The sequence below is a fragment of the Aeromonas diversa CDC 2478-85 genome, from assembly GCF_000819805.1.
GTDB lineage: Bacteria > Pseudomonadota > Gammaproteobacteria > Enterobacterales > Aeromonadaceae > Aeromonas > Aeromonas diversa.
The window spans coordinates 124718-138151 of record NZ_CDCE01000029.1 but is presented as its reverse complement, the minus strand read 5'-3'; the positions used below and the strand labels follow the sequence as shown (position 1 = coordinate 138151).

Annotated in this window: 15 protein-coding genes and 1 pseudogene; 11 read left to right on the top strand and 5 right to left on the bottom strand. The window is 65.5% G+C overall.

All coding sequences use genetic code 11. The annotated features are described in order from the left end of the window. The first annotated feature begins 17 nt into the window (after positions 1 to 17). Positions 18 to 869 carry a GGDEF domain-containing protein gene (locus BN1121_RS10060; RefSeq protein WP_043597755.1) on the top strand — a complete coding sequence of 284 codons (852 nt, stop codon included), beginning with the start codon at positions 18 to 20 and terminating at the stop codon, positions 867 to 869. On the opposite strand, the gene tilS is transcribed toward BN1121_RS10060, so the two are convergent. After that, a complete protein-coding gene (gene tilS, locus BN1121_RS10055; protein WP_005349222.1) occupies positions 866 to 2200 on the bottom strand; it encodes a tRNA lysidine(34) synthetase TilS in 1335 nt (444 codons plus the stop codon). The genes BN1121_RS10060 and tilS overlap by 4 nt on opposite strands. Positions 2201 to 2337: 137 nt before the next feature. Here tilS and BN1121_RS10050 point away from each other — a divergent pair, with 137 nt between their 5' ends. The 4 genes from BN1121_RS10050 to BN1121_RS10035 all read left to right on the top strand — a co-directional run bounded on the left by BN1121_RS10050 (position 2338) and on the right by BN1121_RS10035 (position 7426). Beyond that, the gene (locus tag BN1121_RS10050) at positions 2338 to 4365 is read left to right on the top strand and encodes a M13 family metallopeptidase (RefSeq protein WP_005349220.1); all 2028 of its coding nucleotides are present in this window, start codon (positions 2338 to 2340) and stop codon (positions 4363 to 4365) included. A gap of 46 nt (positions 4366 to 4411) precedes the next feature. Next, a complete protein-coding gene (locus BN1121_RS10045) occupies positions 4412 to 4837 on the top strand; it encodes a PliI family lysozyme inhibitor of I-type lysozyme (protein ID WP_005349218.1) in 426 nt (141 codons plus the stop codon). 315 nt (positions 4838 to 5152) lie between these two features. Further along, the gene (locus BN1121_RS10040) at positions 5153 to 6853 is read left to right on the top strand and encodes an ABC-F family ATP-binding cassette domain-containing protein (RefSeq protein WP_005349217.1); all 1701 of its coding nucleotides are present in this window, start codon (positions 5153 to 5155) and stop codon (positions 6851 to 6853) included. A gap of 24 nt (positions 6854 to 6877) precedes the next feature. Further along, entirely contained in the window at positions 6878 to 7426 is a 549-nt protein-coding gene (locus BN1121_RS10035; protein WP_005349213.1) for a GNAT family N-acetyltransferase, read from the top strand. A gap of 45 nt (positions 7427 to 7471) precedes the next feature. Here BN1121_RS10035 and BN1121_RS10030 read toward each other — a convergent pair whose 3' ends face one another. The 3 genes from BN1121_RS10030 to BN1121_RS10020 are packed head-to-tail and all read right to left on the bottom strand — an operon-like array spanning position 7472 to position 9052. Then, a complete protein-coding gene (locus tag BN1121_RS10030; RefSeq protein ID WP_005349195.1) occupies positions 7472 to 7924 on the bottom strand; it encodes a flavodoxin in 453 nt (150 codons plus the stop codon). A gap of 52 nt (positions 7925 to 7976) precedes the next feature. Further along, a complete protein-coding gene (gene truC / locus BN1121_RS10025; RefSeq protein ID WP_005349193.1) occupies positions 7977 to 8717 on the bottom strand; it encodes a tRNA pseudouridine(65) synthase TruC in 741 nt (246 codons plus the stop codon). Continuing rightward, positions 8714 to 9052 carry a YqcC family protein gene (locus tag BN1121_RS10020; RefSeq protein WP_005349191.1) on the bottom strand — a complete coding sequence of 113 codons (339 nt, stop codon included), beginning with the start codon at positions 9050 to 9052 and terminating at the stop codon, positions 8714 to 8716. The genes truC and BN1121_RS10020 overlap by 4 nt, the downstream gene beginning before the upstream one ends. Positions 9053 to 9225: 173 nt before the next feature. Between BN1121_RS10020 and BN1121_RS10015 the strand changes: the two genes are divergently transcribed. The 5 genes and pseudogenes from BN1121_RS10015 to BN1121_RS09995 all read left to right on the top strand — a co-directional run bounded on the left by BN1121_RS10015 (position 9226) and on the right by BN1121_RS09995 (position 11939). Continuing rightward, positions 9226 to 10260 (top strand): DUF3549 family protein, encoded by a 1035-nt coding sequence (locus tag BN1121_RS10015; protein ID WP_005349190.1) that lies wholly within the window; start codon positions 9226 to 9228, stop codon positions 10258 to 10260. Continuing rightward, positions 10257 to 10526, top strand: a pseudogene (locus BN1121_RS20315) (DUF3301 domain-containing protein); the annotation flags it as partial. The gene BN1121_RS10015 and the pseudogene BN1121_RS20315, both read left to right, overlap by 4 nt. A 96-nt stretch (positions 10527 to 10622) precedes the next feature. Further along, positions 10623 to 10853, top strand: a complete 231-nt coding sequence (locus BN1121_RS20310; protein ID WP_043157225.1) for a DUF2789 domain-containing protein — start codon at positions 10623 to 10625, stop codon at positions 10851 to 10853. Between the two features lie 19 nt (positions 10854 to 10872). Beyond that, positions 10873 to 11139 (top strand): hypothetical protein, encoded by a 267-nt coding sequence (locus BN1121_RS10000; protein WP_005349187.1) that lies wholly within the window; start codon positions 10873 to 10875, stop codon positions 11137 to 11139. Positions 11140 to 11168: 29 nt separating this feature from the next. Further along, on the top strand, positions 11169 to 11939 hold the full coding sequence (locus tag BN1121_RS09995; RefSeq protein ID WP_005349186.1) for a Zn-ribbon-containing protein: 771 nt from the start codon (positions 11169 to 11171) through the stop codon (positions 11937 to 11939). Between the two features lie 11 nt (positions 11940 to 11950). On the opposite strand, the gene syd is transcribed toward BN1121_RS09995, so the two are convergent. Continuing rightward, positions 11951 to 12490 (bottom strand): SecY-interacting protein, encoded by a 540-nt coding sequence (gene syd / locus BN1121_RS09990; RefSeq protein WP_005349184.1) that lies wholly within the window; start codon positions 12488 to 12490, stop codon positions 11951 to 11953. A 54-nt stretch (positions 12491 to 12544) separates the two neighbouring features. Here syd and queF point away from each other — a divergent pair, with 54 nt between their 5' ends. Then, positions 12545 to 13393: an NADPH-dependent 7-cyano-7-deazaguanine reductase QueF gene (gene queF / locus BN1121_RS09985; protein ID WP_005349182.1), complete on the top strand. Its 849-nt coding sequence runs from the start codon at positions 12545 to 12547 to the stop codon at positions 13391 to 13393. The last annotated feature ends 41 nt before the right edge of the window (positions 13394 to 13434 follow it).

The following is a 13434-nucleotide window of genomic DNA, read 5'->3' as shown; positions in this document are numbered from 1 at the left end:
ACACAACGACGGCCGGTATGTTAAGCCAGGGGCTAGACCATTGGGTCAGGCACAGCGAGCGCCTGGTCTATCTTTCGAGTTCGGAACGGATCTCGCTGATCGAGTCACTGCTCGCCCAGCAGAGCCTGAGCGACTTGCTGGCAACCTTTGCCAGCGAGGCGGCAAAGATTGTCCGGATCCGCTCCCTGTTTATCGATTGCGGCCAACCTCGCCACATCATCAACAGTGAAGGGGCTGTGCTGCATCACAGCTTTGAGTTGCGAGGTAGCGACAACCACCTGATCGGCCTCATCAACTACGGCCTGGATCAGGCGCCGAGTCACGGCCAGCTCAGGATGCTCGAGCAGTACCACCTGGTGCTGGTGCAGCCCCTGCGCCTGATGCTGCGCCTGGAGTTGCTGCAACAACAGGTACGCCTCGATCACCTCACCGCGCTCGGCAACCGCGCCTACTTTGACGAGGCCATCGGCCGAGCTGTGGAACAGCACAGCCGTGACTCACGCGGGCTGGTGCTGGCGCTGATCGATCTGGATCGCTTCAAGCAAATCAATGACACCTGGGGGCATCCGGTCGGCGATCTGGTGCTGACCCGCTTCGCCCACCTGCTGCAAGGGGTGATCCGCACCACGGATCAGGCCTTCCGCCTCGGTGGCGACGAGTTTGCCTTGATCCTGCAGCCGGCCGAGCCCACCGCCTGGCAGCCGGTCTGGCTCCGGCTCAACGAGCAGCTGGCCATTCACAAGGAGCTCTCCACCTTCTCGGTCGGATGCAGCATGGGGGGGGCCAGCTGGCGACCTGGCATGAGCGTTCCCCAGCTCTATGAACTGGCCGATGCAGACCTCTATCTGCGTAAGGCGCAGCGCGGCTAGTCGAGCGGCCACTGCCAGGCGAGGCCCGTATCGGCCTCGCAGGCAAACTCCCGGCAGATGAAGAGTCCGAGCACGGCCGCCGGCGTCTCACCGTAATAGAGGATGGGAATGCGTCCCCTCTGCCAGGAGGGGATGCCGAACTCCTGCCACAGCTTCTTGAGCCGTCGCCCCCCGCTGCGCCCCACCGGGTGCAGCTGGCATCCGGGCGGCACGTCGAAGCGTACCGACAGCGACTCCCCCTCCCACGGCAAACGCAGTGGCCCTCCCTGACTTGCCTGCACCAGCAGGCGACCGAGCCCCTCTGGCAGCGTCAAGGGCTGACCAGGCGTCAGCGCCTCCTGCCAACTTATCCTCTGCACCTCCCCCGCGCTGCGCCGCAGCAGATGCAATACACCGGCGTGGCGGCGACAACTCCACCCCTCCCAATGGAGGGCGGGATTGGCATCCTCACGGGCACAGGCTACCTCGTGCCAGATCCGCTGCAGCTGCTCGCGGGAAGGAACGACGGCCCCGCACTGGCGCAGCCAGTAACGCAGCAGGTTATGGCGACGGGCGGGGGAGAGCTCGGCCAGGGTGGCAATCACTACCCCTTCCTGGCACAAGGTGCGCTGCAGATCCTCGGCCGCCACCTCGTCGAGCAGCACCGAGCTCTCGGCACACAGCTCGGCACTGCGCCCTGCGGTCTGCAAGATGGCGGGCCAGCGCTCACGCAGCAGGGGGATGAGATGCAGGCGCAAGAAGTTGCGATCGAAGCGATCATCGCCGTTGCTCTCGTCGTCGACCCAGGCTATCCCCGCCCGCTGCGCCGCCGCCACCAGCTGCTGGCGAGAGAAGGGAAGCCAGGGGCGCAGATGAGCGCCGTTTCCGAACGGCTGGCCGGCGCGCATCGCCCCCAACCCTCGCACACCACTGCCCCGCTTGAGGGCCAGCAGCAGGGTCTCGAGCTGATCGTCACCGTGGTGCGCCGTCAGCAGCACCCCCCCGGCGGGCAGATGAGTTTTCAGCACCTCATAGCGAGCCTCGCGCGCCTGGGCCTCCAGGCTCTCGCCATTGCCCGGCACCAGCCGAACCCGCTCGGTCACCAATGGCACCCCCAGTGCGTCACAACGAGCCTGGCAGAAGGCTACCCAGCCATCGGCATGAGGGCTCAGACCATGATGAACGTGAACAGCCACCAGTCGGCGGCGCCACTCGGGCTCGGCCGCCAACAGGGTCAGCAGCAAGGCGGAGTCGAGTCCCCCGCTCAGGGCCAGGCGCAGAGGGGCATCGGGATAGGCGCCGAGCGCCTGACACAAGGCCTGATGCAGAGGGTCGTCGCTGGTGGTGGTCATAAGGCATCCCCAAAATAGACCGGCGCATAATACCACCACTTGAGTCGCAGGATCGGCCACTGATAGAGTGGGGCCTCATGCCGGCCCGGCAGCATGGACAGGCTGAACCCTATTGGATAGCAAAGAGACCAACAATAATGACCCACAAGCTGACTTTAAGCGCATCTCTGGTTGCCCTGGCCCTGTTGGCCGGCTGCCAGAGCGCCCCACCTCGCCACAGCGGGCTGCAAGATGCCAACATGGATCTCGGCGTCAAACCCGGCGATGACTTCTTCCGTTATGCCAACGGCCACTGGCTCGGCACGGCCCAGATCCCGGCCGACCGCCCCGCCGACGGCGCCTTCTACGCCCTGCGCGATCGCTCCCTGGCCGACGTCAAGGTGCTGGTCGATGAGGCGGTCAAGGCCAATGCCAGCCAGGGCAACGATCAGCAGATCGCCGCCCTCTATCAGAGCTTCATGGATCGTAGCCAACGCGATGCGCTGGGCATGACCCCGCTGGCGCCGCTGCTCGCCGAGATCGACAAGGTCAAGAGTCACAGCGATCTGGCCCACGCCTTCGCCCGCAGCGCCCGCATCGGCGGCGGCGCCCCCTTCGCCTTCTGGATCGGAGCCGACGAGAAAGATCCCGACAGCTACAGCGTGACCCTCTATCAGAGCGGCCTCGGCCTGCCGGATCGGGACTACTACCTCAAGGACGACGCCGAGGCGCGCGCGCTCCAGCAGAAGTACCAGGCTCATATCGCCGCCATGCTGGCCCGCAGTGGCACCCCCAAGGCAGAGGCGGGAGCCCAGGCGGCGCGCATCCTGGCGCTGGAAACCAAGCTCGCCAGGCTGCAGTGGGACAATGTCACCCTGCGCGATCGGGAGAAGGGCTACAACCCCAAGAGCCAGGCCGAACTCAGACAGCTGGCCAGCCGCTTCGACTGGGGCCGCTGGCTCGACGACACCGGGCTTGCCAAGCAACCGCGCCTCATCGTCGGTCAGCCCGACTACCTGGCCGGAGTTGATGCCCTGATGCAGGAGACACCACTCGCCGACTGGCGCGCCTACCTGCGCTGGCACCTCATCAGCGACTGGGCCCCGTATCTGGATAAAGAGACCGATAGCCTCAACTTCGCCTTCTTCGGCACCACCCTGAGCGGCACACCGCAGCAGCGTCCGGACTGGGAGCGCGCCCTCGGCCTGCTCGACGAGCATCTGGGCGAGGCGGTGGGTGAGCGCTACGTGGCCCGCTACTTCCCGCCCGCCGCCAAGGCACGCATGGAGCAGCTGGTCGAAAACCTGCGCACCGCCTATGGCGAGAGCATCCGCGAGTTGGACTGGATGAGCGAAGCCACCAAGGCCAAGGCCCTGGAAAAGCTGGCCAAGTTCAGACCCAAGATCGGCTACCCGGACAAGTGGAAAGACTACAGCGCCATCACACTGCGCGCCGACGATCTGGTGGGTAACCTGCTGCGCGCCAGCGAGTTCGAATATGCCGATAACCTCGCCCGCCTCGGCAAGCCGGTCGATCGGGACGAGTGGCACATGACGCCGCAGACCGTGAACGCCTATTACAACCCGAGCAATAACGAGATCGTCTTCCCGGCGGCCATCTTGCAGCCCCCCTTCTTCGACATGCAGGCGGACGATGCCGTCAACTACGGCGCCATCGGCGGGGTCATCGGCCACGAGATGGGCCATGGTTTTGATGATCAGGGGGCAAAATCGGACGGTGACGGGGTGCTCACCAACTGGTGGAGCGAGCAGGATCTCAAGGAGTTCCGCTTCCGCACCAGCCGTCTGGTGGCCCAGTACAACCGCTTCGAGCCCATCAAGGGACAGAACGTCAACGGCGCCTTCACCTTGGGCGAGAACATCGGCGATCTGGGGGGGCTCACCATAGCCCACAAGGCCTACCAGCTCTCTCTCGATGGCGAAGAGGCTCCCGTCATCGACGGTTACACAGGCGATCAGCGCTTCTTCCTCGGCTGGGCCCAGGTGTGGAAGGGCAAGTACCGTCCCGAGTTGATGCAGATGTTGCTGCGCTCCGATCCACACTCCCCGCCCGAGTACCGGGTCAACGGCGTGTTACCCAACATCCCCGCCTTCTACGAGGCGTTCAACGTCCAGCCGGGCGACAAGCTCTATCTGTCACCGGAAAAACGAGTCAAAATCTGGTGATCATCGGGGGCGGCAGCGCCGCCCCCCCTTAAACCGGGATCGCACCATGAACTATCTACTCCCCGCGCTGCTGGTACTGGCCAGCAGCGCCCAGGCCACCCCCTTCTTCGAACAACTCACGCTGCCAGCCGGCCAGGTGGTCACCGTTTCCAGCGGACCCGGCGAGGCCGCCTCCATCGGCAGTTATGATGTTCGGCTCTACACGGGTCGCCAGCCCCGATTCCCTCTGGATGAGTTTATCGCCGGAGTGGTACTCCCACGTGACGGCACCATCAAGGCGGTGAAGCTGGCCGATCTCAACGGCGACAAGGCCCCCGAGCTCATTGTGATCGCCCAGAGCGCCGGCAGCGGCGGCTACCTCTCGGCCGATGCCTTCACCGTGAGCGACGAGGGCATTGAGAGCTTCAACCACGTGGACGGTCTGACCCCGGATGAAGATGTGCTCAAGGCGCTGGCCGCGCCGCCACTGTGATGCCATACCCGCACTGACAAGGAGCCCGAGGGCTCCTTTTTGGCCCATGGATTCCACACTGCGCCCCCCGTATACTGCCCCTACCGTGCCATCACCCATGTAAGGAGGTAAAAAATGGTTATCCCAGCGTGCCCGATGTTCTCGGCTCGCCTTTTCGGCACCTACGCCTGCTCTTGCCTGCATACCATCGCGCTGCGATAGCGGGTTCGAGCAAAGCCAACGCCCACCACAACGAGACCTTTCTCGACTCTGCCGTTGTCGCCAGCGCTCCTGATGACAGGGATCTCCGATCCCGACGATTAAGAGAGCAAGAGCATGACAACCCTGATGAGTACCCAAGACCTGCACATGCATGCAGGCCCCCTTCCCCTGTTTGAACGCCTGAACCTGACCCTGAGCCAGGGAGATCGCCTCGGCCTTATCGGTGCCAACGGCTGCGGCAAGAGCACCCTGCTGGCGCTGCTGGCCGGTGAGCGCACGCCCGACGGCGGCCGAGTGCAGCGGGCCCAGCACTGCCGCTGCGAATATGTGGCCCAGCAGCTCCCTGCACAGCTGCATGCCCTGACGGTGCGCGAGGTACTGACCCAGGTGGTGCCCGACACGCCCTGGCAAGTAGACGGCCAGCTCGCCGAGTTGGGGCTGATGGATCAGGCCGAGCACAGGGTAAGTACCCTGAGCGGCGGCCAACACACGCGGCTGCAGCTGGGCCGCGCCCTGCTGCGCCAACCCAACCTGTTGCTGCTCGACGAGCCGAGCAACCACCTGGATTTACCCAGCCTGCTCTGGCTCGAGCGCCTGCTGCTCGGCTGGTCCGGCGCCCTGGTGCTGGTCTCCCACGACGCCCGCCTGCTCGATCGGGTCACCCAACAGACCCTGGTGCTGCAAGGGGGGCGCCTGCACCGCTTCGCCCTCCCCTGTAGCCAGGCGCGTCGGGCCCTGGCCGAGGAGGAGGCAAGCGCCATCCAGCGCCACGGTGACGAGCAAAAGGAGATTGGACGGCTGACCGCCAGCAGCAAGCGCCTCGCCCAGTGGGGACGCGAGCACGACAACGAGAAGCTGGTTCGCCAAGCCAAATCGATGGAAAAGCGCATCGCAAAACTGCAGGAGGCGCAGACCCCCTTGCCGACGGCGGCGCCCTGGCGCCTGACGCTGCACGGCCAGGCCTTGCCCGCCGACAGCCTGCTGCGCTTCGAGGCCCTGAGCGTGCGCCCCGCCCCCGAGGCCGCCCCCCTGCTGCGGGCCGAGGGACTCTCCCTGCGCGCCGGCGACAAGGTGGCCCTGCTCGGTGCCAACGGGGCAGGCAAGTCCTCCCTGCTGCGCCAGTGCTGGGCCGAGGTGCGTGCCGACCGGGCGGCAGAGGGCTGGCAGTGCCACCCGGCCGCCAGCATTGCCTATTACGATCAATCCCTGCGCCAGCTGGACGACGCCCTGCCCCTCCTCGACGCCATCGAACCACTGGCGCCACTGCCCGAGACGACGCGGCGTCAGGCGCTGATCCGTGCCGGCTTCCCCTATCGGCGCCACGGTCAGGCGGTGGCCAGCCTGAGCGGCGGCGAGCGGGCCAGGCTGCTGTTTCTGGCCCTGTCGCTGGGCAGCCACCACCTGCTCTGGCTCGACGAGCCGACCAACCACCTGGATCTGGCGGGCAAGGAGGAGCTTGCCGAGGCCCTGCTCGCCTTCCCGGGCGGCGTGCTGTTGGTCTCTCACGACCGGGATCTCATCGAGCGCAGTTGCCAGCGCTTCTGGGTGATCCGGGCCGGGCGCATCGAGGAGGCTCACAGCGCCGAACGCGCCTACGCCCTGTTGCAGGAAGAGGCCCCCTTGCCAACCGCCAGCGAGCGGGCGGTCTGCGCCGCCGTGACGCCGGAGGATGAGGAGAGCCAGTTGGCGCGCTGGCTCGAGCTCGACGCCCTGCTGGCGGCCGATCTGGCCCGCAAACCCCGCCATCAGACCCCGCGCCTGCAGGCCGCCTGGCGCGCCGAGCTGGCAACCCTGGCCGAGCGCCTCGGCCTGTGACCCCGACAAGAGAAGGAGAACACCATGCACACACGAGTACGTCTGCGTCAGAGAATAGGCCTGCGGGAAATCGTGGCGACCGACCTGCCCGCCGTGTACCGGGGACTGTCAGACCCCAGCGTCATCGCTCACTACGGGATCAGCTACGCCTCCCTGGACGAGTGCGCCGCCCAGATGCAGTGGTATGCCGAGCTCACCCGAAGCGGCCTGGGCCACTGGTGGATCGTCGAGCACCCGGCGCGGGGCGAGACCATAGGGGCGATCGGCTATAACGGCCGGGACCCGGAGCACAGACGCGCCGAGATAGGCTACTGGCTCTATCCCGAATACTGGGGCCAGGGGCTGATGAGCGAGGCTATGGGGCTGTTTCTCGAGCGGGTGTTCACCGGCACAAACCTGCATCGCCTGCACGCCGAGGTGGAGCTCGAGAACGGCGCCTCGGCCCGGCTCCTCGAGCGCTGGGGGTTTTGCCATGAGGGGACGGCGCGGGAGGTCGAACGCAAGGGGGATCGCTTCATCTCCCTCGCCCACTACGCCCTGCTGCGCCCCGAGTGGCTGGCAACCAGGGGATGATCGGCAATCAAAAAGGGGCCCTCGGGCCCCTTTCTCATGCTGCGCTCAGAGCGTGTCGAGCCTGGCGGCCCACCCCTTGAGCCAGGTCAGGGCCGGGCGCTCGGGCTCGTCCTCTTCACTGGCGTCGATCTCGAGGTGTGGCACCAGGGGGCGGGCTCCCAGCTCCTGCAGCAAGCCATCGAGGGTGCGGCCGGCGCCGCAGAAGGTGTCGCCGTAGGCGCTGTCGCCCATGGCAATCAGGGCGTATTGCAGAGGAGAGAGCCAGGGCGCCTTGTTGCGCAGATCATCGGCAAACGGAGCCAGGTTGTCGGGGATGTCCCCCTGCCCCGTGGTGGAGGTCACCAGCAGCAGGAAGCGCTCCGGCGAGAGGTGCTTGGCCCGCGCCTCTTCGTTGATGGTGACCCTGTGGCCACGCCCCTCCAGCTCGGCTGACAACCGCTCGGCCACCAGGGCCGCCGAGCCGTACACAGTCCCCACAAACAGATCGATCCGCGCCATGCCCCGCTCCTTGTCGTGTTATGAACCGGTCACAGCATGACACAGGGGAGGCTCAATAGTCACTCTCGCTGGCCGGCCAGCCGAGGCGCTCAAACAGGGCCAGCACCTCGCGCCCAAGCGGCGCCTGGATGCGCATCGGCACCTTGAGCACCGGATGGGTAAAGCTCAGGTTGCGCGAGATAAGCAACAGCCGATCCGAGCCCAGCTCCTGTTTGAAGAAGCGATTGTGGCGCCCGTCACCGTGGGTGGTGTCCCCTATGATGGGATGGAAGATGTGGTCCAGGTGGCGGCGCAGCTGGTGCTTGCGACCTGTGTACGGGTGCAGCCGCACCAGGCTGTAGCGACTGGTGGGATGCTTCTTCGAGACCGCGTGGGGCAACTCCACCCGTTGCAGGCGGCGATAGCTGGTGACCGCGTCCTGGGCCGGCTTGTCGGGGCTGCTGAAGGCGTCGGCAATCTTGTCGAGCTGCTCCTTGAGCGGATAGTCGATGAGCCCCTGCTCGGGTACCCAGCCGCGCACCAGGGCCAGGTACTCCTTGTGCACCTGGCGGTTGGCAAAGGCCTCGGTCAGGGTGCGGGCGGTCTGCGGGTCGAGGGCAAACAACAGCACCCCCGAGGTGGGGCGATCGAGCCGGTGCACCGGATAGACGTGGCGACCGCCGATCAGATCCCGGGTCATCTGCATGGCGAAGCGGGTCTCGTGCTTGTCGAGCCAGCTGCGGTGTACCAGGAGGCCGGAGGGCTTGTTGACCGCCACCAGCCAGTCGTCCTGATAGAGAAGCTCGAGCGTCATCGATCCACCACTTTGCCAGAGAGCAGCAGATCGAAGCGACCGATGAGGCGCAGCAGATCCTCCACCTCGGCCAGCTCCTCCTTGTAGAATTCGGTGGCCATGGGGTAGAGGGAGACATTGCTCGGCAACTCGGCCTCCTGCATGACCAGCAGCTGCATGCGCGGGATCAGGATGAACTGGATCCATTGATCGAAGCTGAGGGTGTCGACGCAGAAGGGGAGCTGGCTGGCCAGGGCCTCGGCACTCGGTGCCTCACTCTGCCAGCGACCGATGCGCTGCATCTCCACGGTCAGCTCCATGAGCAGATCGGAGACCAGCAGGTGCTTGTTGAACATGGGTTGTTCCTTATTTACCAGGCGCGCGGGGGCGCAGGGGGGCGTTACTATACCATGCCGCCGCCTCGGCACGGCAGGGTGGGCTCTTTTGATTATGCACCGCAGGGAACGGTTTGCGCCGGCCCTCAGGCTCCCTATAATCGGGCACCAAACCTCAGACCCGAGAGCAAGGCATGCCCACCATCGACACCCTGACCCAATTCCTGACCCAGGCCGGCACCGAATTTCAACTGTTCGATCTGGGCCGCCAGCTGCGTCCGCTGGAGCGTGCCCATTTCGAGCGCATCGAGCGCCAGGAAGAGCCCTACCCCTGGCCCCTGCAACAGAAGGCCTGGCTGGCGGTGCATTTCTATCAAGAAGGGGGCAAGCACTACCTGTGGTTCCTCACCTTCCCGCTCGACGAGCAGGGCCTGCTGATGGGCGCCGGCCCCAAGCAATTCATGGATCTGGTGGTCGAGACCCTGGGCTATCAGCTCACCGGTGAGCTCGACGAGGCCAAGGCCGAAAAGCTGGCCAACAACCCCTGGACCTTCCGCCCGGCCGAAGCCAAGATGGCGGCCCTGCACGCCCGCCTGTCACGCCAGCTGGCCCAACCCTCTTCGGCCTACCTCGCCCCCCTGTGCGGCTATCTCGCCGACCCTCAGGGCGATAGCTGGCAGCAACTCGGTCTGCAAGGGTTTGCCGACCTGGCCGAGCGGGTGAGCGATCCGGACATACTGCCGCTGGTGTGCAAGAGCCTGCCGCGCCTGCCCGAGCCCGTGCTGCACGCCCTGTGCCAGGCGCTGGAGTCGGTCGCTCTTCCGCCCGCCTTGCAAGGGGCCCTGATAGAGCGCATCAATCAGGAGCAGGAGCGCGCCGAGCCAAGCGACGAGACCCTGGCCCACCTGTGCCGTGCTCAGGCCTCCTGCCCGCCCCAGGCCCTGCGCCGGGCCAAGCTGCTGACCCTGCTCGCCACCCATCCGAGCCCGGCCCTGCTGCTGGCTGTCGCCGGACGCCTGCCCGGCGATCTGGAGGACGAGGCCCTGCTTGGCGCCTTCCTCGAGGCGCTGGCCGCGCTCGATACGCGCCTCTTTGGCCAACTCTTTGCCGAGCTGGTCACCCTGCCCGCCCTGCGTGCGCTGCTGCTGGGCAAACTGCGCGATCCCAACCGCAGCGAGGTCCTGGGCCAGGCCATCGGCGAGCTGTTTAAAGCGGCGCGCGAGCAATGAGCCTCGAACTCTGGCTGATCCTGCTGCTCCTGCTCGGGGCAGCCCTGTTCTGGCGCGAGCGACAAAAGAGCGAGCTCGCCGCCATGGCGCTGCGCCGCTATTGCAAGTCCAACGGCCTGCAGCTGCTCTCGGTCGCCCTGAGCCATCGCCGCTGGCGGCGCGCCCCCTTCGGCCTGGTCAACTGCTACCAGTTCGAGTTCTCAAGCGACGGAGAGAGCCACTACACGGGCCTGCTGCGCCTGCGTGGCAACCAGATCGAGGGGATCGATCTCCCGCCTTTTCGCATGAGCGGCAACGACCGCTCGGGGAGGGTCATGGAGGCAGAACTATACTCAGATCCAGTCAAGCTGGAGGCGAGATCCATGGAGAGCCCGTACCATACCCTGAGCAACCTGTTCGCGCAGTTAGGGCTGCCGGCCGACGAGCTCAGCATCCGCCGTTTTATCAATAGCCACACCCTCGACCAACACACGCTGTTGCCCGAGGCCCCCTTCTGGAGCCGGGCGCAGGCCGATTTTTTGCGCGACGCCCTCTATAACGACTCGGACTGGTCGAGCTGCATCGACGAGCTGGATCGAATGCTGCGCCGCTAACCCTGCCATGGAGAAATCGATGTCTCACCGCGACGCTATCTTGCGTATCGCCAACGAATTGGCCGAGCGGGGCACCACCCCGACCACCGCCATGGTCAAGGCTCGCCTCGGCGAGCCGGTCCCCATGGCCGAACTGATGTCGGTGCTGGCCAGCTGGAAGCAGGGGCAAACCGCCGCCCTGCCGCCCCCCGAGCCCGCCCAGCGTCCCGCCGAGAGCCTGGAGGCGCGCCTCGATCGCATCGAGGCCAAACTCGACACCCTGATCACCCTGCTGCAATCACGCTAGAGGCGGCCATCCCGCCCGTTGGACCCTTCATGTACCTTGTCGACCTCATCTTCGAGTGCTTCGAAGACACCACCCTCTCCCGCGCCGAGCAGGCCATCCTCGGCTACCTCGATGCCCTGCGCTACAACGGCCAGATCATCGGGCGCGAGCTGCCCACCAGCGTACAGGAGGGGTGGTTCAAGAGCCGGGTGGTCTGCCCCGAGCCGGAGAGCCTGCATCCGCGCCATCACAGTGAGCAGGTTCAGCTGGCCGAGCGGCGCCTCAGCGACGCCGGTCTGCTCGCCCCGAAAGTGACGCTGGATGGCCCGGACCTCTTCTCCGACAGCACGGACCCGTGCGAGCGCCCAAGCTGGCAGGTGCTCTACACCAGCTTCCTGCACACCTGCTCGCCCCTGCGCTGCGGCGAGCATTTCGCCCCGATCCCGCTCTACCGCATCCCGCCGATAGCCAACGGGGATCACAAGCAGGTGATCAAGTGGCAGGAGGATTGGGAAGCGTGCGATCAGCTGCAGATGAACGGCTCTATCGCCGAGCATGCGGCCTTGCACGAGATTGGCGAGGTGGGCAGCCGGCTGCATCGCCGCGGCTGGGATCTGTGCAAACGCATCGAATTCCTGACCAAGACGCCGACCTACTACTACCTCTACCGGGTCGGCGGCAACCGGGACGAGGAGCTCACCCGCCCCTGTCCCCAGTGCGGCGGGCCGTGGCGCCTGGCCGAACCATTGCACGAGATCTTCGACTTCAAGTGCGACACCTGCCGCCTGGTCTCCAACATCTCCTGGGATTTCAAGGATTAAACCTTAACAGCTCAGGGGATCAGGCGCCCCAGGAAGCTCGCCAGATCCGGGCTGATGACGGTGCGCCGGTTGCTGTCGAGACGCTCGAATAGCACCTCACCGCTGTCGTTGTCGAGACTGATGATGCCCATCTCGTCGCGGCAGCTGGCCAAAAACAGGGTCGGCGTGCGCCCCAGCTTGCGCTGCATCAGCAGGTGGCCGATCAGGTTCTCCTTGAGGAGGTCGAGATCCTGCTGATTCCAGGGCTGAATGAGGCAAAGGCGCAGCCCCTTGAACCAGAGGGTGAGCGGACGGCTGAACCAGTGACCATAGAAGGCTTGGATGGAGGGGTGCAGGGTGAGCTCGAGGGCCTGCTCTAGGGGAGTGAAGTCCTCCGGTTTGCTGCGCTCGGTGGGGCGCCAGGCGACCTGTCCGCCATGGGGGTCACCGAGCTCGCAGGGGGATCGCCAACCGGCTTCAAACTCGCACAGGGGCAGGCTGCCCCGGCTCTCACCCTCCTGCTGCCAGCGAACAAACAGCGCCGCCAGCGCACACAACACTTGATCCGTCATGCAAATTCACCACAATTGCCGCCAAAGCCTGTCATTTTATGCGACAACCACACCATGACCAACCAAGACCGTTACGCTGGCGCCAAGGCGCTGGCTGGCCTCTCCCTCGGCCAGAAATCCGACTACATCAGCAGCTACACCCCGAGTCTGCTGCAACCCGTCCCACGCAGCCTCAATCGCGACGATCTGGCCTTGAGCGATCCCCTGCCGTTTCAGGGTGAGGACATCTGGACCCTCTATGAGCTCTCCTGGCTCGATGGCAAGGGTAAACCCGTAGTCGCTCTCGGGGAGGCGCGTATCCCCGCCACCAGCGCGAACCTGATCGAATCCAAATCATTCAAACTCTATCTCAACTCCTTCAACCAGACCCGCTGCGAGAGTCTGGCCGCCGTGCAGGCCCTGCTCGAGCAGGATCTCGGCGCCTGCGCCGGGGCGCCGGTGAGCGTGACCCTGTGGCGCCTCGATGAGGCCCCCGCCACCATCGCCACCCTGCCCGGTGAGTGCATCGACGATCTCGATATCGAAGTGAACGACTATCACTTCGATACCCGCTGGCTCGAGGGGGCCGCCGATGGCGACGAGGTGGAAGAGACCCTGCACAGCCACCTGCTGAAGTCCAACTGCCTGGTGACCTCCCAGCCGGACTGGGGCTCTGTGGTGATCCATTACCGGGGGCCACGCATCGACCGCGAGAAACTGCTGCGCTACCTCATCTCGTTTCGCCAGCATAACGAGTTCCATGAACAGTGCGTCGAGCGGATCTTTACCGATCTGAAGAGCCTGTGCGGCTGCCAGCGGCTCACCGTCTATGCTCGCTATACCCGTCGCGGTGGCCTGGACATCAATCCATATCGCAGCGATTTTGAGCACTCCCCCGCGAATATCCGACTGATTCGCCAGTAATCTTTTCCAGCGCTGGACGCGCAAGGGGCCCCTTGGCTAAC

Excerpts from the sequence above, each read along its gene's own strand:
- BN1121_RS10060 (WP_043597755.1), top strand. The coding sequence starts at position 18 with ATGTTAAGCCAGGGGCTAGACCATTGGGTCAGGCACAGCGAGCGCCTG.
- tilS (WP_005349222.1), bottom strand. The coding sequence starts at position 2,200 with ATGACCACCACCAGCGACGACCCTCTGCATCAGGCCTTGTGTCAGGCG.
- BN1121_RS10050 (WP_005349220.1), top strand. The coding sequence starts at position 2,338 with ATGACCCACAAGCTGACTTTAAGCGCATCTCTGGTTGCCCTGGCCCTG.
- BN1121_RS10045 (WP_005349218.1), top strand. The coding sequence starts at position 4,412 with ATGAACTATCTACTCCCCGCGCTGCTGGTACTGGCCAGCAGCGCCCAG.
- BN1121_RS10040 (WP_005349217.1), top strand. The coding sequence starts at position 5,153 with ATGACAACCCTGATGAGTACCCAAGACCTGCACATGCATGCAGGCCCC.
- BN1121_RS10035 (WP_005349213.1), top strand. The coding sequence starts at position 6,878 with ATGCACACACGAGTACGTCTGCGTCAGAGAATAGGCCTGCGGGAAATC.
- BN1121_RS10030 (WP_005349195.1), bottom strand. The coding sequence starts at position 7,924 with ATGGCGCGGATCGATCTGTTTGTGGGGACTGTGTACGGCTCGGCGGCC.
- truC (WP_005349193.1), bottom strand. The coding sequence starts at position 8,717 with ATGACGCTCGAGCTTCTCTATCAGGACGACTGGCTGGTGGCGGTCAAC.
- BN1121_RS10020 (WP_005349191.1), bottom strand. The coding sequence starts at position 9,052 with ATGTTCAACAAGCACCTGCTGGTCTCCGATCTGCTCATGGAGCTGACC.
- BN1121_RS10015 (WP_005349190.1), top strand. The coding sequence starts at position 9,226 with ATGCCCACCATCGACACCCTGACCCAATTCCTGACCCAGGCCGGCACC.
- BN1121_RS20310 (WP_043157225.1), top strand. The coding sequence starts at position 10,623 with ATGGAGAGCCCGTACCATACCCTGAGCAACCTGTTCGCGCAGTTAGGG.
- BN1121_RS10000 (WP_005349187.1), top strand. The coding sequence starts at position 10,873 with ATGTCTCACCGCGACGCTATCTTGCGTATCGCCAACGAATTGGCCGAG.
- BN1121_RS09995 (WP_005349186.1), top strand. The coding sequence starts at position 11,169 with ATGTACCTTGTCGACCTCATCTTCGAGTGCTTCGAAGACACCACCCTC.
- syd (WP_005349184.1), bottom strand. The coding sequence starts at position 12,490 with ATGACGGATCAAGTGTTGTGTGCGCTGGCGGCGCTGTTTGTTCGCTGG.
- queF (WP_005349182.1), top strand. The coding sequence starts at position 12,545 with ATGACCAACCAAGACCGTTACGCTGGCGCCAAGGCGCTGGCTGGCCTC.